The organism is Nocardia yunnanensis (assembly GCF_003626895.1).
Taxonomy (GTDB): Bacteria; Actinomycetota; Actinomycetes; order Mycobacteriales; family Mycobacteriaceae; genus Nocardia; species Nocardia yunnanensis.
Genome location: NZ_CP032568.1, coordinates 4,836,236 through 4,858,737, shown reverse-complemented (window position 1 = coordinate 4,858,737; position 22,502 = coordinate 4,836,236). Strand labels below are relative to the sequence as shown.

The following is a 22,502-nucleotide window of genomic DNA, read 5'->3' as shown; positions in this document are numbered from 1 at the left end:
GCCGAGGAATCGCGCGGCGAACCCGGATTCCTGTCAACCGACCGATTCGCCGGCCGATTCATGACCCGCTTTGAATACCGACGAGTTTGTCCGGATTGACTTGGAAGCGAATGTTTTCGATGAAACCGTCGCGAATATCGAAGGTCAGCGCACCGACCCGGTAGTCACCGAGAATCGAGAGCAGCCCGAGCTCGCCATTGATGACCGCGGGCTCGAGTCGGACACCCGCGCTGCTCGGCTTGGCCATCGCACCCAGCATCCAGCGGGCCACATGATCCGGCCCGTACAGCGGCCGCCGCGCCGCGGTCACCTTGCCGCCGCCGTCGTTCCACAGCGTCACCTCCGGCGCCAGCAATTCCATGAGCGCGTTGACGTCTCCGCCCTGCGCCGCGGCCAGGAATTTCGCGGTGACCTCGGCGCGGGTGTGCTCGTCGGCGTCGAAGCGCGGGCGGCGGGCGTGCACGTGGTCGCGGGCGCGCAGCGCGAGCTGGCGGACGGTGGACTCGGGGCGGTCCAGGAACCCGGCGATCTCGGCGTGCGAGTAGCCGAAGACCTCCCGCAGCACGAACACGGCGCGCTCGACCGGGCTGAGGGTTTCCAGGACGACCAGCATCGCCGTCGACACGGTGTCGGCCATCTCGGTCTCCTCGGCGGCGTCGGTCGTAGTGGTCAGCAGCGGTTCCGGCAGCCACGGACCGACATAGGTCTCGCGGGTGGCGCGGGCGGAGGTGAGCCGGTTGAGCGCGAGATTGGTGACGGTGCGGACCAGGTACGACTTGGGATGTGTGACCGAATCCCGGTCCGCCGCATGCCATTTGATCCAGGCGTCCTGCAGGACGTCTTCCGCGTCGGTGACGGTGCCGAGCATGTGGTAGGCGGTGCCGAAAAGGAGCCGGCGGTGCTCGACGAAGGGATCTGTGGAAGCGTCCTGCATGGCGTCATACCTACCTCACCCGAAGACGGTCGTCGCGTCCTGCGATGTCGCGGGTCGCGCGACCGCCGTTCGACAGCTGGGCCCGCATGGTCAGGTGCTTGCTCAACTTGTAGGTGGGCACCGGGCTGCCGCTAACCATGGCCTTGTACGCGCAGGCCGCCTTGCCCTTCAGATACCAGCGATTCGGGGTGTCGTCGGCGTGGGTGAACTGGATGACCGCGTCGCGTCGCCCCAGGCTGACCGGCTGGTGGAAGTAGCCGATCCGGAAGGGCTGCACCGTCTTTCCGCGCAGCTGCTTCGCCAGGGCGTCCGCGGCGTACGCGGCTCCGGCCATACCGGTCTGGCAGGTGCCGTGGACCTGACCCCAGGCCATGCGGATCGCGGCGGCGTCGCCGATGGCGCGGATCTCGGGGTGCGAGACCGAGCGCAGCGCCGGGTCGGTGACGATGAGTCCGTGCTCGTCCACGACGATTCCGGCCTGCGCGGCCAGCGGCGCGACCCGCACGCCGGTGGTCCACAGGGTCAGATCCGAGGCGACGAGTTCGCCGGTGTCCAAACGCACGGCGTCGGGCAGCACCTTGGCGACCTTGACGCCGACCTTGCGGACGACCCCCAGCCGGTCGAGGACACGCACCAGGTGCGCGCGGGCCCGGTCGCCCATCATGTGGCCGGGCTGTTCGGCGCTGACCAGCGTGACGGTCAGCCCCGGATGCGCTTCGGCGACCTCGGCGGCGGCCTCGATACCGGTCAGCCCGCCGCCGACGACGGTCACCGTGCCCGCGGCCGTGGCGATTTCGGCCAGCCGCCGCGCGAAGCGGTGTGCCAGCCGGGGGTCGTCGAGGGTCCAGGCGTGCTGGTCGGCGCCGGGGACGTTCGAGGTGTCGGTGACGCTGCCCAGCGCGTAGACGAGGTGGTCGTAGACCAGTTCGGTGGCGTCGTCGAGGGTGACGACGCGGGCCTCGGGGTCGATCGCGACGGCGGCGGCCCGACGGAAGACCACGCCCGACCCCGCCAGGATCGCGGGGATGCGGTAGTCGGCGAGTTGCTGTCCGGCGGCGATCTGGTGCATGCGCAACCGCTCGGTGAACCGCTCCGACGGGTTGACCAGTGTGATCCGCACATCCATCTTGCGGGTGCGGCGTGCCAGTCGGACGGCGGCCATCATCCCGGTGTAACCGGCGCCGAGGACGACGATCCGCTGGGTGGTGGTGTTGGCGTTCATCTTTGGCTCCGAAGTAGTCGTCGCTGCTGGGTCGGGCATGAGACAGGACAGCCCCGCCGAACGTGACAATCCATCGCTGTGTCCTGAGTCACAGTGGAACATTCAGGCTCGGTCGCCGGTTGGCATCAGGGTGGCCGGACCCCTCCGGCCTGCGAAAACAGCGTCCGAGTGAGGTGTGATGGCCGTACAGGTCGAGATCTGGACCGATATCAACTGCCCGTTCTGCTACCTGGGCAAGCGGCGTTTCGAGGAGGCGCTCGCGGATTTCGCGCATCGGGACGACGTCACCGTGGTGCACAAGTCCTTCGAGCTGGATCCGACCCTGCCGCACGGGCACAGCGATGCGGTGGTGCCGCACATCGCCGAGAAGTACGGCATCAGCGAGGCGCAGGCCGCCGCCAACGAGCGCGGCATCGGCGCGCAGGCCGCGGCGATGGGATTGCCGTATCAGGTCGAGGGTCGCGACTTCGGCAGCAGCTTCGACATGCATCGGCTGCTGCATTTCGCGCTGGCGCAGGGTCGTCAGGAGCAGTTGCTCGACGCCCTGTACGCCGCCAATTTCGCGGAGGCGGAGCCCCTGTTCGGGGATACCGAACGGCTGGTCCGGGTCGCGGTGTCGGCCGGCTTCGACGAGCAAGCCGTGCGAGACGTGCTCACCGATCCGGAGGCCTACGCCGACGCGGTGCGCGCCGACGAGGCCGAGGCCGCCCGGCTGGGCGCGCGCGGTGTGCCGTTCTTCGTCCTGGACCGCAAGTACGGGGTGTCGGGGGCGCAGCCGCCGGAGGTGTTCGCCCAGGCGCTCGAGCAGGCATGGCGCGATCAGGCGCCGGAGCTGGCGATGGTCGCCGACGGCGACGCCTGCGGACCCGACGGATGCGCACTGCCGCAACGGGATTGAGCCCCGGCTCGCTGCTCGGCGCTGACCGACGGCGGAATTCCGGCTACTGCTTCTGGTTTCGCGTCACGAAGCGCCCGACGGTCGAGGTCTCCGGGCGCACGTACGAGCTGTCCTCACCGGTGCGCACGGCCAGCAGATCGTCGGCGATGACGAATCCGTAGGCGACCACGATCAGCACCGCGAGCTGTCCCCAAGCCACCCAGCCGATTCCGACGAACGCGGTGGCGAGCACGCACACCGCCGCGAGCAGCCGCCACCACGGGCGCGGCAGGTGCAGCACCAAGCGGAAGGCGCACTGGCCCAGGAAGAACAGGGCCACGCCGCCCGAAAGCGCCAGCGCCGCGGCCGTGCTCGCGGGCTGGTTGCCGTGCGCGATGGTCATGGCGATCCCGGCCGCGGTGAGGATGATGCCGAGCAGGATCACGAACAGCGCGTACCCGTAGGCCAGGACGGCGGGCCGGGGCCGCAGCGGGCCGGGAATCGCGGTCAGCGCGTGCTCGCCGCGTTCGTCGTCCATGCCGAAGTAGGCCCACCACAGCACGTAACCGAGGGTGAGGCCGAGGGCGACGCTGGCGATCAGGCCGACGGTCAGGTCCATGCCCGCCAGGTTGGCGCCGATGGCCACCACCGATTCGCCCAGCGCGATGATGATCACCAGGCCGTGACGTTCGCAGAAGTGGCTGGGGCGCACCGCGAATCCGTCGGACCTGATCAGGTACGGGGTGACGATCTGGATCACGATCGCGACCGCCCAGAGCACGGCGCGCACCCGGTCGTGGGTGAGCCCGCCGGCCACCACCAGTCCGGCTGTCAGCGTGTTCAGCGGTCCGAGGCGCAGCATCGCCGCGCTGGCTCGCGCGCCGCCCGCGGTCGCGAACATGAGCGTGTGCACCAGATTCACCACCAGATAGCCGAGGCCGAAGACCAGGCCGGTGCCGTGGAAGGCGTCGGGAATCGCGATGGCGATGACGAAGAAGCCGAACATGCCGACCAGCAGGAATGTTCGCCGCGCCGAGCTGTTGGGCGCGACCTCGTTGGTGAGGAAGACGTACCCGCTGTACATCCACCAGATGATGGCGAACATCAACGCCACCTCCCCCACCTCCCGCCAGCCGGGATGATGAGTGAACACATGCGTCAACTGCGTGATGGTGAAGACGAACACCAGGTCGAAGAACAGTTCCAGCGTGGAGGCCCGGACCTGCCCGCCCTCCGCCTCCATCTCCACCGCTGAACCGGACATTTCACTGCTCACGTGCAGAAGCGTAGGGCCGCCCGCCGGCAACCGCCGCGCACATCACCGCGACGGCCATGACGGATTCGTGACGGCGAGCCCGGAAACGGGCTCGACCAGTGGTTCGGGCACCACGCCGACCTAGGGTGGGGTATGCGGATTCTGGTGGCGGACGACGATCCGGTGGTGCGCGAGGTGGTGCGGCGATATCTGGAGCGGGACGGGCTCGAGGTCGTCGAGACCGCGGATGGGGCGGCGACGGCGGCGGTGCTGGCGCGCAACGAGATCGATCTGGCCGTGCTCGACGTGATGATGCCCGCGCCGGACGGGATCGAGCTGACCCGGGCGGTGCGGGCGGGCGCGCATCCGCAGACGCCGATCATCCTGCTGACCGCGCTCGGCGAGGAAGACGATCGGGTGATCGGATTGCAGGCGGGCGCGGACGACTACGTGACCAAGCCGTTCAGTCCGCGGGAGCTGGCGTTGCGGGTGGCCTCGGTGCTGCGGCGCACCCAGGTGCAGCAGCCGGTGACGACGGAAATACTGCGGGCCGACGGCGTGGAGTTGAATCGGGCGGCGCGCACGGTGGTCGCCGACGGGATGCCGATCGAGTTGACCGCCCGCGAATTCGATCTGCTGGTCTTCCTGCTGGCGCATCCGCGGCGGGTGTTCAGCCGCCAGGAACTGCTGGCGGAGGTGTGGGGGTGGAATTTCGGTGACCTGTCGACGGTCACCGTGCACGTGAAGCGATTGCGCGCCAAGCTGGGCGCCGCGCACCGCATCGAAACGGTGTGGGGACGCGGATACGCGTGGGGCCGAGCCGATCTCGCGGAGGGTACGTCCGGTGCCGACTGATACGCCCGGGCTCATCGGGTATGCGCTGGCGAGCACCCTGCCGGTGGTGGCGATCGGGGCGCTGCTGCTGCGCTACACCCGCAATCGCGCCGTCACCACCAGCATGGCCGTGCTGGTCCTCATCCCCACGCTCGCCACCCTGTGCGGGGTGGTGGCGGTCAGCGATCTCATGTTCGGCGCCGAATTCGAGCGCACCGCCGTGGTTTTGGCGGTGGTGACCGCGGTGACGGTGCCCGCGGCCATCCTGCTGGGCCGCGCGCAGGCGCGCACCATGGTGTGGGAACGCGAGATGCTCGAACAGGAGCGGGCCGCCGAGGCGTCGCGCCGGGAACTGGTGGCCTGGGTCAGCCACGACCTGCGCACCCCGCTGGCGGGGATTCGCGCCATGGGCGAGGCACTCGTCGACGGGGTGGTGTCGGCGCCGGACGAGGTGGCGCGCTACGCGGAACAGATTGTGCGCGAGACGAATCGGCTCTCGTCGATGGTGGACGATCTGTTCGAGATGTCGAAGATCAACGCGGGGGCGCTGCGGTTACGGCTCGAGCCGGTGGATCTGCGCGAGGTCGTCGACGAGGTGCTCGCCGCCAACCGGGCAACCGCCGAACGCGCCGGAATCGCCTTGGCCGCAACGCAACCCGAGGACAAGATCCTGGTGGCCGGCAGTGATCGGGCGCTGGGGCGGGTGCTGACCAACCTGGTCGCCAATGCGATCGCCCACACGCCGCCGGGCGGCCGCATCGATCTCTCGGCGGGCACGGACGCGGGGCAGGCGTGGGCGCGGGTCGACGACACCGGCCCCGGCATCGCGGACGCCGATCTGCCGCGCATCTTCGAGGCGGGGTACCGCGGCAGCTCCGCCCGCTCCCCCGGCGCGGCCGAACTCGGCAGCTCCAGCGGGATGGGGCTGGCCATCGCGGCGGGGCTGGCGGCGGCGCACGGCGGTGAGCTCAGTGTCCGGAATCGTTCGCGGGGTGCGCGTTTCGAGGTCCGGCTGCCGCTGCTCGCGTCCGACGGCCGCTGACCAGCAGGTAGGCGGCGACCGCGGCCCACACCACCGCCAGGGCCGCGAGCAGGCCCAGCGGGTAGTCGCGGTCGAGGATGGTGTCGTTGCCGGGCACCGCGCCACCACGGCCGAGCACCGGGACCGCGACCAGGATCAGGGCGAGGCTGGTGCATGCGCCCACCGTGTAGGCGGGCCACCAGCGGGGCGGGAGCACGTAGTGGCCGAGCACACCGGCCAGGGCGGCCAGGGGGCCGAAGATCAGGTTCTCGGCGAGGATCGCGCCGACGAACCAGGCGGCCACCGACCGCAGATCGGTGGCGCTCATCTTCAGCAGCAGTTCGATGCCGTAGACGGCGACGCCGATGCCGAACGCGCCCAACAGGATTCGAATGACGGTCATGAGAGTTCCTCGATCGAGCGCAGCCATTTGGTCTGCAGGACGCCCGGACGGTTCGGGGCGATCAGGCGGCACGGATAGCCGTGGTCGAGCGTGAGGTCCTGTCCGCCCAGTCGCAGGGCGACCAGGGTGGAGGCGTCCAGCACGTGGGTGCGTGGCAACACCGAGGAGCCGTAGATGCCGGTCGTCTCCAGGGAGACGAAACGCACGTCGCCGCCGCGATATTCGCCGACCGCGGCGAGCAGATCACGCAGCCGGACCCCGGACCAGTGGCCGGTCGCGCTCCAGCCTTCCACGCAGGCGATGGGCAGCACGCTGTCGTACTGGGGCAGCGCCGCCAGGTCGGCACGGGAGAAAGCGCGTTCGCGGCCATCGACTTTCACGGTGAGGGTGTACTGGGGCGAGCGGGCCGTGTCGGTGACGGCGGCCGCCGCGGCGGTCCGGTTGATCGGAACTCCTTGCGGGCCTTCGCCACTGCGTGGGGCGAGCAGCGACACCCGGTGCAGCAGCGGCACCGACTGGCCGATCACCGCGAGGCCCACCGCCAGCGAGCCCACGCCCGCCGCGGTCAGCACCGTGCGGCGGGAAACTCCCGCGCGTGGCGCATCCGGCGCCTCGGCATCGGCGACGGGTTCAGCACTGTTGGCCGTTGCGGGCCGCGAAAGTGCTTGCCGCACAACGGGAAGCTTCACCGCCAGATGCACCAGCACCGCACCGAACGCCACATAGGCCATGGCGTGGTGGGTGGTGGTGAAGAAGAACTTCCACGGATAGAACTGCGCCGTATTGAACAGCCCGGTCACGATCTGGAACAGCACGGCCCCGATCAGCACCGCCACCGACGCCCGCTCCAGCGCCTCGGGCAGCGCCCGCCGCAGCGACGGCTTGCGGAAGAACCGCGGATACACTGCCCACAGCTTCACCAGCAGCAGCGGAATCATCATGACCCCGACCGTCACGTGCGTGCCCTGGGTGACCCGGTACAGCCACACCGGATGCGCGGGCCACCAGAACCAGTCCGGCGGATGCTGAATCAGATGGCTCAGGATGCCGGTCACGAACAGGATCGTGATGCCGGCGCCGAGCGCGATCCCGGCCCGCGCCGCCACCGCGGTGGACCGGGCCGGGGAGATGCGCTCGGTCAGCAGCGGCGGCAGCAGGGAGCCGGAATCGGACGAGACGGCGGGTTCGCGCTCGGTGTCCGCGGTTTCGGTGTCGTCGGTGTGCACCGCGGGCTCCTTCCGGGTCGATCTCAAAGGGGTACAGGCGTTTTCGGTCCTACCAGTTCGGCGACCGAGCGGGCGAAGCGGCCGCGCGAGACCGCCGCGACCGCGATGGCGTCGGCGTAGGTGTCGACGTCGGTCAGGGTGGGCAGGGCGTGGACTCGGAAACCGCTGTGGCGCAACGCGGTTTCGGTCAGCTCACCGGTCCGGTCGGTGGACATGGGGATGTCGGCGAGCAGGTGCGCCGGACGGGGTTCGCTCAGCCCCAGTGCCCACCAGCCGCCGTCGGTGGCGGGCCCGAGAACGGTGTCGCCGGTGGCGACCAGACGGGACGCGGACCGGGACAGCAGATCGGCGTCGGCCTGCGGGGTGTCCATGCCGATCTGCAGGACCGGGACACCGAAGTCGGCGGCGTCGAGGTGCGCGTTGGCGAGTCGCTCGCCGAAGGTGTCGCCGCGCTGCGGGACCACGGTCACCTCGCGCAGGGCGGCGGCCAGTTCGACCGAACGTTCGGCGCGGTCGAGGTCGCCGGTCCAGGCCACGATCCGGTGCCGGATCCCGCTCTCGCGCACCGCGTCCAGGGTGTCGAGCAGCGCACAGGCCGCCAGGTAGGCGGCGTCGACGGGCGAGAACTGCGGTGACAGCCGGGTTTTCGCGAAGCCCGGAATGGGTGATTTGGCCAGCACCAGCAGGGTGGCGGGAACGGATTCGCCGAGGGTCATCGCACACTCCAGAAGTCGCGGGCGGCACGCAGGGTGCCGAGCCAGGAACCGGAGACCTTGGACTCGCCGTGAGTCCGCGGCCGATAGGTGATGTCGCGTTCGAGCACCAGCCAGCCCGCGCGGGCCGCGCCGGTGAGCAGGGCCAGTGGATAGCCGGATCGGGCGTGCAGGTGGCCGAGCGCCTGCAGCCGGTCGCGGCGCGCCACCCGCATGGCGGCGATATCGTGCACCGGCAGGCCGTAGCGGCGCCGCAGCCGGAAGGCGAAGGCCCAGTTGCCGATTCGCGCGTGCAGCGGCAGCGCGCCCGCGACGGCGGCCCGGCGGCGGCCCACCACCATGTCCACGCCGGGACCGAATTCGGCCACCAGGCGCGGTAGCTCGCCCGGATCGAGGGAGCCGTCGCCGTCGAGGACGGCGACGAGTTCGGTGCGGGCGGCGTCGACCCCGGCGTGCACGGCGCTGCCGTAGCCGGGGGTCGATTCGGTGACCACGGTCGCGCCGGCGGCGCGCGCCACCGCGGCGGTGCCGTCGCTGGAGCCGTTGTCCACCACGATCACCCGGTAACCGCTCGGAATTGCTGAAAGTACGCCAGGCAAGGCTTCCGCTTCGTCCCGGCAGGGGATCACCACCGTGACCCCGGGTTCGAAGTCCCTCTCGGTCATGGCCTCGACCGTACGGGTATCCGGGCCGTTTCGACCCCGGGACACGCATGACGAAAGTATGACAAGAGCAGGCAGAATGACGATCCGGACAGTTCCGGCGGGGTTCGGGGCCTAGGGTTTCCGGCATGGCGAACGCTTCTGCGACACGAGTCGCGCGCTACGTCTCCACCCGCGTCGACGGCTACTGCGCCCTCACGGCTTTTCTGCTCGTGCTCGCGGCCTTCCTGGTTCCGCGAATCGAAGGCAAACCGTGGAGCGATCGGCTCTATGCCGGGGCCGCACCGATCTTCGGCGGCTGGCTGCCGCACGTGGGGTGGGGGACGGTGCCCGCGGTCGCGCTCGCGGCGGCGGTGGTGCGCTTCGGGCCGGATCTGGCGCGGCGGCTGTCGTGGGGGCGGCTGTTACTGACGACGTGGGCGACCGCGGCGGGGTGGGCGTTCGCGCTGGCCATGGTGGACGGCTGGCAGCGCGGCTTCGCCGGACGCCTCACCACCCGCGACGAATACCTGCACGAGGTCGGCGGGGTGCACGACATCGGGTCCATGCTGCGCGGATTCTCCGGCCGCATCCTGGATTTCCAGCCCGATTCGTGGACCACCCACGTGTCCGGGCATCCGCCGGGCGCGCTGCTGGTGTTCGTGGCGCTGGACCGCGTCGGGCTGGGCGGCGGCGCGTGGGCGGGACTGCTGTGCCTGCTGGTGGGCACCAGCGCCGCGGCGGCGGTGCCGTTCGCCATCCGGGCGCTGGGCTCGGAATATCGGGCGCGCGTCGCGACGCCGTTCCTCGCGCTGATGCCCGCCGCGATCTGGATAGCCGTCTCGGCCGACGGGCTGTTCGCGGGCGTCGGCGCGTGGGCGCTGGCGCTGCTGGCCGTCGCCACCCGGCTGGGCCGGGGCTGGGTGCTCGCGGCCGTCGCGTCCGGAGTGCTCTTCGGCTGCACCCTGTTCCTGAGTTACGGCCTGGTGCTGCTGGCGGTTCCGGCGGCGGCGGTCCTGCTGGCACGGTCGTTCCGGCCCGCGCTGCCCGCCGTGTTGAGCGCGCTGGCGGTGGTCGGGATCTTCGCGGCGGCCGGATTCTGGTGGCTCACCGGCTATCACCTCGTGGTGCAGCGGTACTACCAGGGCATCGCCAGCACCCGGCCCTACTCCTACTGGGTGTGGGGCAATCTCGCCGCGACGGTGTGCGCGGTGGGGCTGGCCACCGCCGCCGCGAGCTGCCGTCTCTTCGTCGAACTCGAGGTGCCGCCGCTGCATCCGCTCCGGGACTGGTTGGCCCGCTGGCGATCCCACGTCGACCCGGCGGCGCTGGTGGCGGCCGCCGGGCTCGCCGCCATCCTGATCGCGGACGTCAGCGGGCTGAGCAAGGCCGAGACCGAACGCATCTGGCTGCCCTTCGACGTGTGGGCGCTGGCCGCGACCGCGCTGCTCCCCCGCCACAGCGCCCGCTTCTGGCTGGTCGTGCAGGCGGCGGGGGCGCTGCTGATCAATCACCTGATCCTGACGAACTGGTGACCGACCGCACTCAGCGAGCCGGAACGGACTGCGGCACAGCCGAATCCGCGGGGCGGCGATCCGCCCACGGGCGGGCCGCCTCGAGCTCGGCGGCCAGTTGCAGCAGCAGGAATTCGCTGCCGGGCGCGCCGACGAACTGGGTGCCCAGCGGCAGGCCCGCGGCGGTCCAGTAGGTGGGCACGCTCATCGCCGGGCGGCCGGTGATATTGGCGAGCTGGGTGAACGGCACGGCCGACAGGTTGGCGGTCACCAGCTCGCGATAGAAGTCGGTGCGCGCCAGCACGTTTCCGACGCCCAGGCGCAGCAGCGGCGACAGGACGGCGCCGGCGAGCGCGGGAGTCCGGTTCTGCCCGATACGAATCGGCGGTTCCCCCAGGGCCGGGGTCAACAACAGGTCGTAGCGTTCGTGGAAATCGGCCAGAATGCGGGTGTAGTCGTTCCAGCGCGCGTGCGCGCGCAGCAGATCCGGTGCGCCGGCCGAGCGGCCGACCGCGGCCAGCACCTGGGTGTCGATATCGAAATCACCTGGGCGCGAACCGCTCACCCGGCACGCCTCGTCGATGCGGGTGGCGACCGAGGCGGTCCAGACGGACATGAAATCGTGGGCCAGCTGCCGCCCGTCGATGGCGGGGCCGGCCGGTTCGACCGTGTGGCCCAGGTCGGCGAGCAGGGCGGCCGCGTCGGTGACCGCGCGCACCGCGTCGGCGTCGACCGGTGTGCCCAAAGGGGATTCGCTGGTGAATCCGATGCGCAGCCGGCGCGGCGGCTCGGTCACGGCGTCGCGGAAGGGGCGGTCGGGCCGGGGGACGTGATAGGGCGCGCCGGGGTCGGGCGGGCTGAGAATGTCGAGCATGACGGCGGTGTCGCGTACGCTGCGCGACAGCACGCCCTCGGTGACCGCGCCGAAGAGCGGATCGCCGACCGCCGGTCCGCCGGGGATCAGGCCCCGGCCCGCCTTGAGTCCGAAAAGTCCGGTGCAGGCGGCGGGAATTCGAATCGAACCGCCGCCGTCGCTGGCCCCGGCGACCGGGACGATACCGGCCGCGACGGCCGCGGCCGACCCGCCGGAGGAACCGCCGGGGGTGCGGCCGAGATCCCAGGGGTTGCGGGTCGCGCCGAACGCACCGGTCTCGGTGATGGCCTTGCTGCCGAATTCGGGGGTGGTCGTCTTACCGAAGATCACCAAACCGGCCGCGAGCCAGCGTTCGACCGTGAGGCTGTGGCGCTCGGCCGGGACCGAACGCAGCGGGCCGGTGCCGCCCGAGGTCGGGTAGCCGGCGAAGTCCTGGGCGAGATCCTTGAGCAGAAACGGCACGCCCGCCAGCGGTCCGCTCGGATCCGGCCGCTGGGCGAGACGGGTGCCGACCTCCTCCATCAGCAGGCTGATCGCATTGAGGGAGGGATTGACTCGCGCGCAGCGCGCCAGCGCCAGCTCGAGCAGTTCGGTGGGATGAACCTCGCCGCGAGCGACCAGATCGGCCAGCCCGACCGCGTCGTAGCCGAGGTATTCGTCGTCTCTCATGGTGTCTCCTCTCGCGCGGCCACTGCGTGAAGGACTCGCCGCCGCCCTGCCCACAATAGCCGTACCGAGTGGTTACGTAACCAAGTGGAACGGTAAGGTTCGCGAGATGGAACGGACGGAGACGGGCAAGCGGGTCGACGGGCGGACACTGCGGTTTCAGCACCGCCGACCCGAATTGCTCGCGGCGGCGACCGAATACGTCCTCGATCACGGTGTGCAGGAGCTGTCGCTGCGGCGGGCCGCCGAAGCGCTGGGCATCAGCCACGCCACTCTGATCCGGCATTTCCACACCAAGGACGCGTTGATCTCCGAGGTGCTCGAGCACATTCGCGCCGATTTCGAGCAGCGGTTGCTCACCGAGGAACTGCGCACGGTCGACTCCCCGGCCGAACTGCTGCGCGCGGCATGGGAACACCTGTGCCGGCCGCGTGAGCAGCGGCAGTTTCTGGTGCTGTTCGAATTGGTCGCCGTCGCGGCGCGCAGCCCGGAGCATCCGCGCTCACGCCTGGTCACCGACTGGCTGACGGTGATCGAACGTGAACTCACCCGGTACCGGTGGCCCATCCAAACCGCTTCCCGCACAGCCACGTTCATTCTCGCGCAGGTGCGCGGGCTGCAATTGGACCTGCTCACCACCGGCGACCGGGCACGGGTGGACGCCGCCTTCGAGATGACGGTGTCCACCCTCATGCACGAGTACGCCGCGACGGTCACCGATCGCTGAGCGCGGCTACCAGGTCGGTGCGCCCGTGGCGGTCGCGGCGCGCAGGGGCACGGTGGCGAATTCGGCCAGGCCGAGGGCGGGCGTGGTGGTGGCGATGAAACCCAGTGTGCGACGGGCACGTTCGGGGCTCGCGACGATGTGGCGGACGTCGCCGGGGCGGTAGTCGCCGGTGACCACGGGTGGCTTGCCGCCGCAGGCGGTGGCCAAGATCGCGGCCACCTCGCCGATGGTGATGGGGTTGCCGGAGGCGATGTTCAAGGGGGTGAACGCGCCCAACGGATGTTCGAGCGCGGCCACATTGGCGAGGGCGATATCGCTGACGTGCACGAAATCCCTTGCCTGGGTGCCGTCCTCGAAAACACGCGGGGACTCGCCCGCCTCCAGCGCGGAGCGGAAGATGGCGGCGACTCCGGAATACGGTGTATCCCTGGGCATCTCGGGACCGTAGACATTGTGGTAGCGCAGGGCGGTGACGGTGCCGCCGGTGGCCGCGGCCCAGGCCAGCGCGTAATGCTCCTGCGCCACTTTGGAAGCCGCGTACAGGCTGCGCGGGCGCAAGGGCGCGTCCTCGTCGATGGGGGCCCAGCGCAAGGGACGGCCGTCGGGGCCGCAATGGTCGAAACGGCCGTGGTCGAGATCGGTGCGGGTGCGCGGGGCCGGTTCGGCGGGCGCGCCCGAGGAGTCGACGTAGCGGCCCTCGCCGTAGACCACCATCGAGGAGGCCAGCACCAGGTGGCGGCAGTGCGCCCGTTCCATGGCCGCCAGCAGCACCGCGGTGCCGAGGTCGTTGTGGCTGGCGTAGGCGGGCGCGTCCTGGGCGCTGACGCCCGCGCCGACCACGGCCGCCTGATGGCAGACCACATCGATGCCGCGCAGCAGCCGGTCGAGCCCGCCCGGATCGCGGACGTCGACCCGGGCGATGCCCGGCGGCGGGACGGCCGCGCAGCCGTGGGCGGCGGCGAGCATGAGGTCGACGGCGACCACCTCGTGCCCGGCGGCGAGGGCCGCGCGGTGAATGTGCGAGCCGATGAATCCGGCCGCGCCGGTCAGGAGTACACGCATGCGCCGATTCTCGGCCGCGCGCGCCGAATTCGCGCCCGGACTGACCGAGCTCGCGTGATTCGTCACCGTTTGGTCAGTTCGCCCGGATCGCCGCGCGGCTCGCACGACGGGGGATTCGCACGGCGACACGCGGTGGGGTCTTGCCAGGCGCGGATCGGCGGCGCAGAATTCATCACGTAGTGAATTCAACACTCGATGAATTGAGGTTGACCGTGACGGCACCGACCACCACCGGCGAGGCCATCGCCGTCGAGCACCTCGAGGTGCGGCGCGGCGGGCATCAGGTTCTGCAGGACATCACGCTGTCGGTGCCCCGCGGCAGCATCACCGGACTACTGGGGCCGTCGGGGTGCGGGAAGACGACGCTCATGCGCAGCATCGTGGGTACCCAGCTCATCGCCGCCGGGTCCGTGCGGGTGCTCGGGGAGGCCGCCGGGTCGCGCGGGCTGCGCCGCCGGGTCGGGTACGTGACGCAGGCGCCGAGCATCTACGACGATCTGACCGTGGCCGACAATGTGTCGTACTTCGGCGCGCTGTACGGGGCCTCGGCCGACGGGGTCGAAACCGCTTTGGCCGCCGTGGGTCTCACCGACTGGCGGGATCACCGCGGCAACGAGCTGTCGGGCGGGCAGCGCACGCGGGTGTCGCTGGCGTGCGCACTCGTGGCGGATCCGGAGCTGCTGGTGCTCGACGAGCCGACGGTCGGGCTCGACCCGGTGCTGCGGGCCGATCTGTGGGAGCAGTTCCACGCGCTCGCGAAACAGGGTCGCACACTGCTGGTTTCGAGTCACGTGATGGACGAGGCCGAGCATTGCGATCGGCTGCTGCTGATGCGCGAGGGCCGCTTGCTCGCCCAGCTCTCCCCCGCCGAATTGCGTTCCGACACCGGCGAATCCAGCTTGGAGAACGCCTTCCTGAAGCTCATCCGGATGGGAGAAGAACTGTGACCGCGACCCTTTCGCGTCCGGCGGGGCCGCGCCCGCTGGGCTGCTATCTCGCCACCACCGTGCGCATCCTGAAGCAGCTGCGCGCGGACCGGCGCACCGTCGCCATGATCGTGCTGGTGCCGGCGCTGCTGATGACGCTGCTGTATTTCGTGTACAAGAACTATCCGACGCTGCCGCATCAGCCGCGGCTGTTCGACCGGATCGGGATCACCATGCTGGGGATCCTGCCGTTCGTGGTCATGTTCCTCATCACCGCCATCGCCATGCAGCGCGAACGGGTTTCGGGGACGTTGGAACGGTTGATGACCACGCCGCTGGCCAAGCTGGATCTGCTGGCCGGGTACGGGACGGCATTCTCCGTCGCGGCGGCGGTGCAGGCGGGGGTGGCGTGCCTGGTGGCGTTCTGGCTACTGGGGTTGAGCGCGGCCGGCAGTCCGGCGCTGGTCGTGCTGATCGCCATCGTCGACGCGGTGCTGGGGGTGGCGCTGGGCCTGCTGGCCAGTGCGTTCGCGCGCACCGAGTTTCAGGCCGTACAGTTCATGCCCGTGATCGTGCTGCCGCAATTCTTCCTGTGCGGGCTGCTGGTGCCGCGCGGGCAACTGCCCGGCTGGCTGGAGGCGATCAGCAATGTGCTGCCGCTGAGCTATGCGGTCGACGCGCTGCAGCAGGTGTCCACACATACCGGGGTCACCGGGCTGATGTGGCGCGACATTCTCGTCGTGGCGGTATTCGCCGCTGTCGCACTGGGTTTGGGCGCGGCCACCCTGCGGCGGCGCACCGCGTGACGCGCAGCGGGCGGCGTCCGGGCAACTCCGGCACCCGGGAGGCGATTCTCGACGCCGCCCGGGTGCGCTTCGCCGAGGTCGGCTTCGACAAGGCGTCCATCCGCTCCATCGCCACCGCCGCGAGCGTGGATCCCGCACTGGTGCACCACTATTTCGGCACCAAACACGAATTGTTCGCCGCCGCACTGAAACTCCCCGTCGACCCCCGGGACATCCTGTCCCACTTCGCCACCGTCCCCGTCGAGGATCTGGGCGAAACCATCATCCGCACGGTCGTCACCCTCTGGGACTCCGAGATCGGCGTCCCCACCATCGCCGCCTTCCGCACCCTGCTCGCCTCCGACGACCCCGCCCTGGCCCGCACCTTCCTCCTCGACATAGTCCTCGCGGCCATCCGCCCTCGCGTCGACTCGCCCCCCGGCACCGGCGCGAAACGCGCCGCCCTCGCCGCCTCCCAACTGGCCGGCCTGCTGGTGACCCGCAAAATCCTCCGCATAGACCCCATCGCCTCCATGCCCGTGGAAGAACTCGCCGCCACCGTGGGTCCCACCCTCCAGCGTTACTTCACCGGCGAGCTTCCCCTGACGGATTGACCGTCACGACCCCGGCGTCGGCTGTCAGTCCTGGGTCAGGAAGAAGGTGTGGTCTTCGTCGGAGACGTCGACGGCCTCGTCGATGAGCAGGACGGGGATGCCGTTGTCGACCGGGTAGGCGCGGTGCAGGCGAGGGTTGTAGAGGACGGTGTCGCCGGTGGCGGTGTGTACGAGCTGGAGCGGGCCCTTGTCCTGGGGGCAGGCGAGCAGGCTCAGCAGGGTGGCGTCCAGGGTTTCCTCCGACATGTCCGTGAATCTACCGGGCGGGGTCGGGGGGCGGGGAATCGGCAGGGCGGCGGAAGCTGATGTGGCGGTGGCCGAAGAAGCTGGCGACGGCGACGAGACCCATGACGATCACCGCGGCGGGTTTGGCGGGAGCGTGCAGCAGGGAGACCGCCAGTTGCAGCAGCACCATATTGAGGGCCATGCCGACGGCGTTGACGCCGACGAAGGCGACGAAGTCGCGCAGGATGTGGCCGCGGACCCGGAAGACCAGGGTGCGGTGCAGGACGAAGGCCACCACCATGCCGACGGCGTAGGCCAGCGCCACCGACAGGGCGGCGGCCACGTCCTTGGACACCACGCCGTCGAGGATGCTCAGCCAGACGATGGTGAGCACCATGCCCATCAGCGTGTTGAAGCCGCCGACCAGCGCGAAGGCGACCTCTTGCCGGCGCACCAGCCGCAGCAGCGGTCCCGCCGGCACGCCTGCGTCGGGCTCCACGCCGCTGAGCGAGTGTCGCGCCTCGGTCATCGGTCCGAACCGACCAGTTGCCGGTCCGGATCGTCGAGCTGCTCGGCGGCCGGGGCGTCCTGCCCGCGCCGCCGGTCGCGGACATACAGCCACTGCAGCAGCCCGACGCCGACGAGTCCCGCTGCGGCCGCGCCGATTCCGATCTTCCAGCCCGGCGGCCGCCAGGTCACTTCCAGTTCGGCATTGTTCGTGCCGGCCGGAATGTCCACGGCCACGAACACTTTCGACACCGTGTGGAACGGAATCGTCTTCCCGTTCAGGGTGACGCGGTAGCCCGGCCAGCCCAGCCGCGCGAAGGTGACCCGCCCGCCGGTCTCCGAGGTGACCCGCACCTTGCTGGTGCTGTCGGTCTCCTCGATGGAGGTGGCGGTGACGTCGTGGGCGTCGCCGATGCGGCCGTTGACCCCGGAGATCGGTCCGCCGTCGCGTTCGAGCACCCAGATGTACTTCTCGTGCCCCGGCACGTCGACGAAATGCCAGCCGTCGGGCGCGGGTTGGTTGCCGGCGTCGGGGAACATGGCCTTCTGCAACACGACCCGGTCGATGAGCATGAGGTCGGCGAGGGTGCGTCCGGTGGTGGGCTCGGGGCCGAACAGTCGCCGGTAGGCGTCGGGGCAGACGCTGGAATCCCAGCGCATGCACAGCATTTCACCGAAGTAGAAGTGCCCGTTGGGCGTGTATCCGTTGACGTAGTTCTGTTCCAGGTCCTTGGCGTAGTTGCCCCACACCAACGACCCGTACGCGCCCTGGAGGCTCTTGTCGGCGGGCTGCAACAGCCCGCGGTCGGAGAGCTGAAGGGTGGTGCCGCCCTGGAACTTCGGGAACGCCGCCATGGCTTCGGTGCGATTGTCGGGCAGATTCCACGACATCGGCGTGGGCTGCACCCACCACACCTGGAACCAGGCGATGGGCACCATGGCCGCGATCACCAGCGCGGTCGCGGCGGACACCCCGCGGGTGCGGCCCAGCCACACCGCGCCCAGCCCGAGCGCGATCACCACGGCCGCCGATCCCAGATGCCAGGCCACATCGTGCGGATCGGCGGAGAAGGTGCGCACCCACAGCGCGAGCACCAGCACCAGCGCCGCGATGATCCGGTTCTTGCGGTCGCGCAGCGTGGCGAAGCGGCCCAGCAGCACGCACACCAGCACCAGCAGTCCCAGCGCCAGCATGGGCAGCACGCGGGCGGGCCAGCGCAGCGGGCCGACGGTCCCGGGCCCGGCGGTCCACATCAGCGCCATCAACGCGAACAGTGCGATGGCGACGAACTGCTTCCAGTGTCTCTGCGCCGCTTTCCAATCCACGAACGCCAGCGCCGGGATCAGGAACCAGGCGATGTAGGTCATGGGCAGCGGCTGGACGTAGCCCCACCAGGAGGTGAAGGCGGGCATGGTGGTGGGCAGGCTGGCGTTCAGCGATTCCGACCACGGCACCGTCAGGAACTGGTCGTTATTGATCTGCGAGTTGCCGCGCCAGCTGACCTGCGCCGACAGCATCGACGGGAGGAAGGTGAGCAGACCCGCCAGACCCGCGCACACCGCGGCCGCCGCCAATCGCGCCAGCGGGGCCAGCGCCGCGCGCGGCTGCTTCCACAGCGCGCTGCCCTGGCACACCAGGTATCCGACCGCCACCGCGAGCAGCATCAGCACCGCCTCGACCGACGGGAACACGTACTGCACCGAGATCGCCAGATACAGGTACACGAACACCGAGATCGGCCCGCCCTTGCCGCGCAGATACCGCTCCGAGGACGCCCACGCGTGAATCATCCACGCGGTGCCCGACATCGCGGTGAACCAGCTGGCCGAGTCGAAGAACAGGAAGAAGCCGGTGAACGGCATGGCCACCCCGGCGACCGCCGCCCACTGCGGGCGCGCCCCGTAGACCAGGCAGACGCGGTACACCCCGAGGCCGGTGATGATCGCGAAGATCAGCTTCACGAGGGTGGCGTACACGGCGAGATTGGGTACCGAGGGCGCGATCAGATCGATCAGCAGCTGCGGCGGGTTGAACAGTCCCGCTTCCTCATTGGTGTAGTTGCCGGTCATCCACTGCTCGGGGATCAGCAGCGGGAAATGGCCGTCGCGGAAGGCGCGGCCGAAGAACACCCACAGTCCGGTGTACTGGGATTCGCTGTCGTCGGTGAAGAAGTGGCGGGAGTTGGCCAGCACCACGGCCAGATAGCCGAGGACGATGCCGAGCGCGGTGATCGCGCCCCAGCGATACACCTCGCGCCGAGCATTGGTTTCGGGGGTCGCCCCGACGCTGCGTTCGGAGGGCACCGCCGCCTGGGAAACTGAGCTTTCCACCACGAGATCCAGACCCTACAGGGCGGTGCTGTCGATGGCACTTACGCGACCCGGTGTCCCGGCCCGATCGCCCCGCCCGTCCAGCGGACTTGCGCGAACCGGACACCGCCGCGGTGATCGGGAATGATGGGCGTGGTGATCACCCTTCGCGCCGATTGCCGCCACCAGCAGCATGTTAGAGTTCACCGCGGCTCGGGCTCTGTTTTTTGGCGAGGAGTTCCGGCACACACCGTCATCGAAAGTACATTCAGCTGATGCCGATTCCGTCCGCCCGCACCTACGCGAGCGACCCAAGCGTGACCTCCGGCAGCGAGCGCCCGGCGCGGGTGCACGCGGTCTCCGTCGTGGTGCCCGTGTATCGCGGTGAGGACACGATCGCCGCGCTGGTCAGCGAACTGGACAAGCTCGGCGAGCCGGTGACGACGCCGCAGGGCGCGCGGTTCGCGGTGCAGGAGATCGTGCTGGTGCACGATCACGGACCCGACCGCTCCGATGTGGTGCTGCGCGAGCTGGCCGAGACCTATCCGCAGGTGCGGGTGGTGTGGTTGAGCCGCAACTACGGTCAGGACGCCGCCACCATCGCGGGCATGGCCGCCGCCCAGGGCGACTGGACGGTCACCATGGACGAGGACGGTCAGCACGATCCGGCCTTCATCGCCCACTTCCTCGACGCCGCCCTGAACCAGCGCGCGGATCTGGTCTACTCCAAACCGGTCAATACCCGGCCGCACGGGTTCCTGCGCAACCTCACCTCCCGCGGCGCGAAGCTGGTGCTGGCGACCCTGTTCGCCTTCCCCGATTCCACCCGGTTCGAGAGCTACCGGCTGATTCGCGGCGATATCGCGCGGCAGCTGGCGCAGGTCGCCTCCAATGGCGTGTACCTGGATGTGGCGCTGACCTGGGTGGTCGGCGATGTCGCGCAGGTGCCGGTGCAGTTGCGCGCCGAGGGCCGCGAGGAGTCCGGCTACAACTACCGCCGGTTGTTCTCGCTGTTCTGGAAGATGGTGCTGTGCAGCGGAACCCGCGGCCTGCGCGTGGTGAGCATGCTGGGCGTGACGCTGGCGCTGGGCGGGCTCGGCATGGCGGGCTGGGTGGTGTACCACCGATTGACCAACAGCAGTGGGGATCCCGAGGGTTGGGCCTCGCTGATGACGGTGCTGCTGCTGTGTTCGGGCGCGGTGCTGTTCTCGCTCGGCCTGATCGCCGAATATCTCGGCGTCGCACTGCATGTGCTGGTCGGCAAGCCGCTGTATCTCACCGTGGAGACGCCGACGCCGCGGCCCGAGCAGCCGCGGGATCGCCAGTCCCGCAATCCGATTCGGTTCGACGACGAGGGGGCTCCGCGCGCGTGAGCAGTGACCGCATCATCTTCAGCCGCCCGTTCCGCGCCGCGCGCGAACTGCCGAATGTGGAGGCGGTGCTGTCCTCGGACCACAGCCACGGCGACGGTCCGTTCACCGCGGCGGCCACCGCGAAGCTGCGCGACATCACCGCCGCGCCGTACGCGCTGCTGACCACCTCGTGCACGCACGCGCTCGAAATGGCCGGGCTGCTGCTGGAACTCGGGCCCGACGACGAGGTCATCGTGCCGTCGTTCGCGTTCACCTCCAGCGCGACGGCCATGGCGTTGCGCGGCGCGACCGTCGTGTTCGCCGATATCGATTCCGCCACCGGCAATCTGGATCCGGAGTCGGTGGCGCGGGCCGTCACGCCGCGCACCAAGGCCGTCATGGTCATCCACTACGGCGGGGTGGCCGCCGATATGGAAGGGCTGCAGCGGCTGGCGGATTCGCACGGCTTCGCCCTCATCGAGGACAATGCGCACGGGCTCGGCGGCTTCTATCGCGGCCGGCCGCTGGGCACCCTCGGCACGGTCGGCGCGCTGTCGTTCCACGACACGAAGAACGTGCACTGCGGTGAGGGCGGCGCGGTGCTACTGTCGGACGAGATCCTGATGGCGCGTGCGGAGATCATTCGGGAGAAGGGCACCGACCGGGCGCGGTTTCTGCGCGGGGCGGTGGACAAGTACTCGTGGCAGGACATCGGATCCTCGTATCTGCCCAGCGAATTGAACGCCGCCGTGCTGGACGCCCAGCTCGCGGAGTTCGAGACGATTCAGGCCAACCGGCACCGGGTGTGGAATCACTACGCGGCCGCGCTGCCGGAGTGGGCCGCCCGCAACGATGTCCGGCTCATGTCGGTGCCGTCGGATCGCGAGCACACCGCGCACCTGTACTACCTGCGCGTGCCCACCGAACACCGCCGCGACGACCTGATCTCGCATCTGTCCGCGCGCGGCATCGTGGCCCCGTTCCACTATGTCCCGCTGGACTCCTCCCCTGCCGGTTTGAAGCTGGGCCGCACCCCGTTCCCATGCACGCGCAGCGCGGAATTCTCCGCGACGCTGGTGCGACTGCCGCTGTGGCCGGGCCTGTCGGAGGAACAGTTGGCCCGCGTCGTGGACGGGGTCACCAGCTTCACGGTCTGAGGTGCTCCTACAGTGAACTCATGACCCGACGCGTTCCGAGCCAGTGGGAAGAGATCACCGCCGACAATCCGGCGCATTCGACCTGGTACGTGGAGCGTTTCCGGCAGCTGGCCGCCCAGGGCGATGACATTGTCGGCGAGGCCCGTCTCGTCGACGCCATGCTGCCCCGCGCCGCCCGCGTCCTCGACGCCGGCTGCGGGCCCGGCCGCCTCGGCGGCTACCTCCACGAGGCCGGCCACACCGTCGTCGGCGTCGACGTGGACCCCGTCCTCATCGCCGCCGCCGAACAAGACCATCCGGGCCCCACCTGGCTCGTCGGCGACCTGGCCGAACTCGATCTTCCCGCTCGCGGCATCGCCGCCGACTTCGACGCGATCGCCTGCGCCGGCAATGTCATGACCTTCCTCGCCCCCTCCACCCGAGGCGCGGTCCTGTCCGCCTTCGCCCGTCACCTCTCCCCCACCGGACGGGCGGTCATCGGTTTCGGCGCGGACCGCGGCTACGACTTCCCCGAATTCCTCACCGACGCCGCCGAATCCGGCCTCCACCTGGACCTGAAGCTCTCCACCTGGGACCTCCGCCCCTTCACCGAGGACTCCGACTTCCTGGTAGCGATCTTCTCCCGCTCGGCCTGATCCATCGGCGGGCGAATGCGCG

23 protein-coding genes are annotated in these 22,502 nt (G+C 70.0%); 11 read left to right on the top strand and 12 right to left on the bottom strand.

What is annotated here, in order from left to right:
- Positions 1–58: 58 nt before the first annotated feature.
- Together D7D52_RS22795 and D7D52_RS22790 are read right to left on the bottom strand one after the other, a co-directional pair.
- A complete protein-coding gene (locus D7D52_RS22795) occupies positions 59–934 on the bottom strand; it encodes an RNA polymerase sigma-70 factor (RefSeq protein WP_120739464.1) in 876 nt (291 codons plus the stop codon).
- 10 nt (positions 935–944) lie between these two features.
- Entirely contained in the window at positions 945–2,156 is a 1,212-nt protein-coding gene (locus D7D52_RS22790; RefSeq protein ID WP_120739462.1) for an NAD(P)/FAD-dependent oxidoreductase, read from the bottom strand.
- 178 nt (positions 2,157–2,334) lie between these two features.
- Here D7D52_RS22790 and D7D52_RS22785 point away from each other — a divergent pair, with 178 nt between their 5' ends.
- Positions 2,335–3,054, top strand: a complete 720-nt coding sequence (locus D7D52_RS22785; protein WP_120739460.1) for a DsbA family oxidoreductase — start codon at positions 2,335–2,337, stop codon at positions 3,052–3,054.
- 43 nt (positions 3,055–3,097) lie between these two features.
- Here D7D52_RS22785 and D7D52_RS22780 read toward each other — a convergent pair whose 3' ends face one another.
- Positions 3,098–4,309: a low temperature requirement protein A gene (locus tag D7D52_RS22780; protein WP_246023233.1), complete on the bottom strand. Its 1,212-nt coding sequence runs from the start codon at positions 4,307–4,309 to the stop codon at positions 3,098–3,100.
- A gap of 132 nt (positions 4,310–4,441) precedes the next feature.
- Between D7D52_RS22780 and D7D52_RS22775 the strand changes: the two genes are divergently transcribed.
- Both D7D52_RS22775 and D7D52_RS22770 read left to right on the top strand, forming a co-directional pair.
- The gene (locus D7D52_RS22775) at positions 4,442–5,143 is read left to right on the top strand and encodes a response regulator transcription factor (protein ID WP_120739456.1); all 702 of its coding nucleotides are present in this window, start codon (positions 4,442–4,444) and stop codon (positions 5,141–5,143) included.
- Positions 5,133–6,164, top strand: a complete 1,032-nt coding sequence (locus D7D52_RS22770; protein WP_120739454.1) for a sensor histidine kinase — start codon at positions 5,133–5,135, stop codon at positions 6,162–6,164. The genes D7D52_RS22775 and D7D52_RS22770 overlap by 11 nt, the downstream gene beginning before the upstream one ends.
- On the opposite strand, the gene D7D52_RS22765 is transcribed toward D7D52_RS22770, so the two are convergent.
- The 4 genes from D7D52_RS22765 to D7D52_RS22750 are packed head-to-tail and all read right to left on the bottom strand — an operon-like array spanning position 6,091 to position 9,150.
- Entirely contained in the window at positions 6,091–6,546 is a 456-nt protein-coding gene (locus D7D52_RS22765) for a hypothetical protein (RefSeq protein ID WP_120739452.1), read from the bottom strand. The two genes, D7D52_RS22770 and D7D52_RS22765, sit on opposite strands and share 74 nt — an antisense overlap.
- Positions 6,543–7,772, bottom strand: a complete 1,230-nt coding sequence (locus tag D7D52_RS22760; protein WP_342775185.1) for a molybdopterin-dependent oxidoreductase — start codon at positions 7,770–7,772, stop codon at positions 6,543–6,545. Before D7D52_RS22760 ends, D7D52_RS22765 begins: the two co-directional genes overlap by 4 nt.
- A gap of 23 nt (positions 7,773–7,795) precedes the next feature.
- A complete protein-coding gene (locus D7D52_RS22755; protein WP_120739450.1) occupies positions 7,796–8,488 on the bottom strand; it encodes a TIGR04282 family arsenosugar biosynthesis glycosyltransferase in 693 nt (230 codons plus the stop codon).
- Entirely contained in the window at positions 8,485–9,150 is a 666-nt protein-coding gene (locus D7D52_RS22750) for a glycosyltransferase family 2 protein (RefSeq protein WP_120739448.1), read from the bottom strand. Before D7D52_RS22750 ends, D7D52_RS22755 begins: the two co-directional genes overlap by 4 nt.
- A gap of 125 nt (positions 9,151–9,275) precedes the next feature.
- On the opposite strand from D7D52_RS22750, the gene D7D52_RS22745 reads away from it, so the two are divergent.
- A complete protein-coding gene (locus D7D52_RS22745; RefSeq protein WP_246023232.1) occupies positions 9,276–10,661 on the top strand; it encodes a hypothetical protein in 1,386 nt (461 codons plus the stop codon).
- A gap of 10 nt (positions 10,662–10,671) precedes the next feature.
- Here the strand turns inward: D7D52_RS22745 and D7D52_RS22740 are convergent, their stop codons facing one another.
- Positions 10,672–12,183: an amidase gene (locus tag D7D52_RS22740; RefSeq protein ID WP_120739446.1), complete on the bottom strand. Its 1,512-nt coding sequence runs from the start codon at positions 12,181–12,183 to the stop codon at positions 10,672–10,674.
- A gap of 106 nt (positions 12,184–12,289) precedes the next feature.
- On the opposite strand from D7D52_RS22740, the gene D7D52_RS22735 reads away from it, so the two are divergent.
- A complete protein-coding gene (locus D7D52_RS22735; protein ID WP_120739444.1) occupies positions 12,290–12,907 on the top strand; it encodes a TetR/AcrR family transcriptional regulator in 618 nt (205 codons plus the stop codon).
- Positions 12,908–12,913: 6 nt separating this feature from the next.
- On the opposite strand, the gene D7D52_RS22730 is transcribed toward D7D52_RS22735, so the two are convergent.
- Positions 12,914–13,969, bottom strand: coding sequence for an NAD-dependent epimerase/dehydratase family protein (locus tag D7D52_RS22730; protein ID WP_120744375.1), 1,056 nt, complete (start codon positions 13,967–13,969; stop codon positions 12,914–12,916).
- A gap of 212 nt (positions 13,970–14,181) precedes the next feature.
- Between D7D52_RS22730 and D7D52_RS22725 the strand changes: the two genes are divergently transcribed.
- The 3 genes from D7D52_RS22725 to D7D52_RS22715 are packed head-to-tail and all read left to right on the top strand — an operon-like array spanning position 14,182 to position 16,294.
- A complete protein-coding gene (locus D7D52_RS22725) occupies positions 14,182–14,916 on the top strand; it encodes an ABC transporter ATP-binding protein (protein WP_120744374.1) in 735 nt (244 codons plus the stop codon).
- Complete coding sequence (locus D7D52_RS22720; RefSeq protein WP_246023231.1) at positions 14,913–15,701, top strand: ABC transporter permease; 789 nt, start codon at positions 14,913–14,915, stop codon at positions 15,699–15,701. Before D7D52_RS22725 ends, D7D52_RS22720 begins: the two co-directional genes overlap by 4 nt.
- A complete protein-coding gene (locus tag D7D52_RS22715; protein WP_120739442.1) occupies positions 15,698–16,294 on the top strand; it encodes a TetR/AcrR family transcriptional regulator in 597 nt (198 codons plus the stop codon). The genes D7D52_RS22720 and D7D52_RS22715 overlap by 4 nt, the downstream gene beginning before the upstream one ends.
- A gap of 24 nt (positions 16,295–16,318) precedes the next feature.
- Here D7D52_RS22715 and D7D52_RS22710 read toward each other — a convergent pair whose 3' ends face one another.
- The 3 genes from D7D52_RS22710 to D7D52_RS22700 are packed head-to-tail and all read right to left on the bottom strand — an operon-like array spanning position 16,319 to position 19,276.
- Positions 16,319–16,540: a Trm112 family protein gene (locus D7D52_RS22710; protein ID WP_120739440.1), complete on the bottom strand. Its 222-nt coding sequence runs from the start codon at positions 16,538–16,540 to the stop codon at positions 16,319–16,321.
- 10 nt (positions 16,541–16,550) lie between these two features.
- Positions 16,551–17,048, bottom strand: a complete 498-nt coding sequence (locus D7D52_RS22705; RefSeq protein ID WP_120739438.1) for a GtrA family protein — start codon at positions 17,046–17,048, stop codon at positions 16,551–16,553.
- Positions 17,045–19,276 carry a hypothetical protein gene (locus tag D7D52_RS22700; protein ID WP_120744372.1) on the bottom strand — a complete coding sequence of 744 codons (2,232 nt, stop codon included), beginning with the start codon at positions 19,274–19,276 and terminating at the stop codon, positions 17,045–17,047. Before D7D52_RS22700 ends, D7D52_RS22705 begins: the two co-directional genes overlap by 4 nt.
- A 407-nt stretch (positions 19,277–19,683) precedes the next feature.
- On the opposite strand from D7D52_RS22700, the gene D7D52_RS22695 reads away from it, so the two are divergent.
- The 3 genes from D7D52_RS22695 to D7D52_RS22685 are packed head-to-tail and all read left to right on the top strand — an operon-like array spanning position 19,684 to position 22,480.
- Complete coding sequence (locus D7D52_RS22695) at positions 19,684–20,709, top strand: glycosyltransferase (protein ID WP_120744371.1); 1,026 nt, start codon at positions 19,684–19,686, stop codon at positions 20,707–20,709.
- Positions 20,706–21,845 (top strand): dTDP-4-amino-4,6-dideoxygalactose transaminase, encoded by a 1,140-nt coding sequence (rffA, locus tag D7D52_RS22690; protein ID WP_120739436.1) that lies wholly within the window; start codon positions 20,706–20,708, stop codon positions 21,843–21,845. Before D7D52_RS22695 ends, rffA begins: the two co-directional genes overlap by 4 nt.
- A gap of 20 nt (positions 21,846–21,865) precedes the next feature.
- Complete coding sequence (locus D7D52_RS22685; RefSeq protein ID WP_120739433.1) at positions 21,866–22,480, top strand: class I SAM-dependent methyltransferase; 615 nt, start codon at positions 21,866–21,868, stop codon at positions 22,478–22,480.
- Positions 22,481–22,502 lie beyond the last annotated feature (22 nt).

Bases quoted from the DNA above. Each gene is read 5' to 3' on its own strand.
- D7D52_RS22765 (WP_120739452.1), bottom strand. From the start codon at position 6,546: ATGACCGTCATTCGAATCCTGTTGGGCGCGTTCGGCATCGGCGTCGCC.
- D7D52_RS22745 (WP_246023232.1), top strand. From the start codon at position 9,276: ATGGCGAACGCTTCTGCGACACGAGTCGCGCGCTACGTCTCCACCCGC.
- D7D52_RS22740 (WP_120739446.1), bottom strand. From the start codon at position 12,183: ATGAGAGACGACGAATACCTCGGCTACGACGCGGTCGGGCTGGCCGAT.
- D7D52_RS22785 (WP_120739460.1), top strand. From the start codon at position 2,335: ATGGCCGTACAGGTCGAGATCTGGACCGATATCAACTGCCCGTTCTGC.
- D7D52_RS22730 (WP_120744375.1), bottom strand. From the start codon at position 13,969: ATGCGTGTACTCCTGACCGGCGCGGCCGGATTCATCGGCTCGCACATT.
- D7D52_RS22705 (WP_120739438.1), bottom strand. From the start codon at position 17,048: ATGACCGAGGCGCGACACTCGCTCAGCGGCGTGGAGCCCGACGCAGGC.
- D7D52_RS22685 (WP_120739433.1), top strand. From the start codon at position 21,866: ATGACCCGACGCGTTCCGAGCCAGTGGGAAGAGATCACCGCCGACAAT.
- D7D52_RS22710 (WP_120739440.1), bottom strand. From the start codon at position 16,540: ATGTCGGAGGAAACCCTGGACGCCACCCTGCTGAGCCTGCTCGCCTGC.
- D7D52_RS22750 (WP_120739448.1), bottom strand. From the start codon at position 9,150: ATGACCGAGAGGGACTTCGAACCCGGGGTCACGGTGGTGATCCCCTGC.
- D7D52_RS22735 (WP_120739444.1), top strand. From the start codon at position 12,290: ATGGAACGGACGGAGACGGGCAAGCGGGTCGACGGGCGGACACTGCGG.
- D7D52_RS22795 (WP_120739464.1), bottom strand. From the start codon at position 934: ATGCAGGACGCTTCCACAGATCCCTTCGTCGAGCACCGCCGGCTCCTT.
- D7D52_RS22790 (WP_120739462.1), bottom strand. From the start codon at position 2,156: ATGAACGCCAACACCACCACCCAGCGGATCGTCGTCCTCGGCGCCGGT.
- D7D52_RS22755 (WP_120739450.1), bottom strand. From the start codon at position 8,488: ATGACCCTCGGCGAATCCGTTCCCGCCACCCTGCTGGTGCTGGCCAAA.
- D7D52_RS22775 (WP_120739456.1), top strand. From the start codon at position 4,442: ATGCGGATTCTGGTGGCGGACGACGATCCGGTGGTGCGCGAGGTGGTG.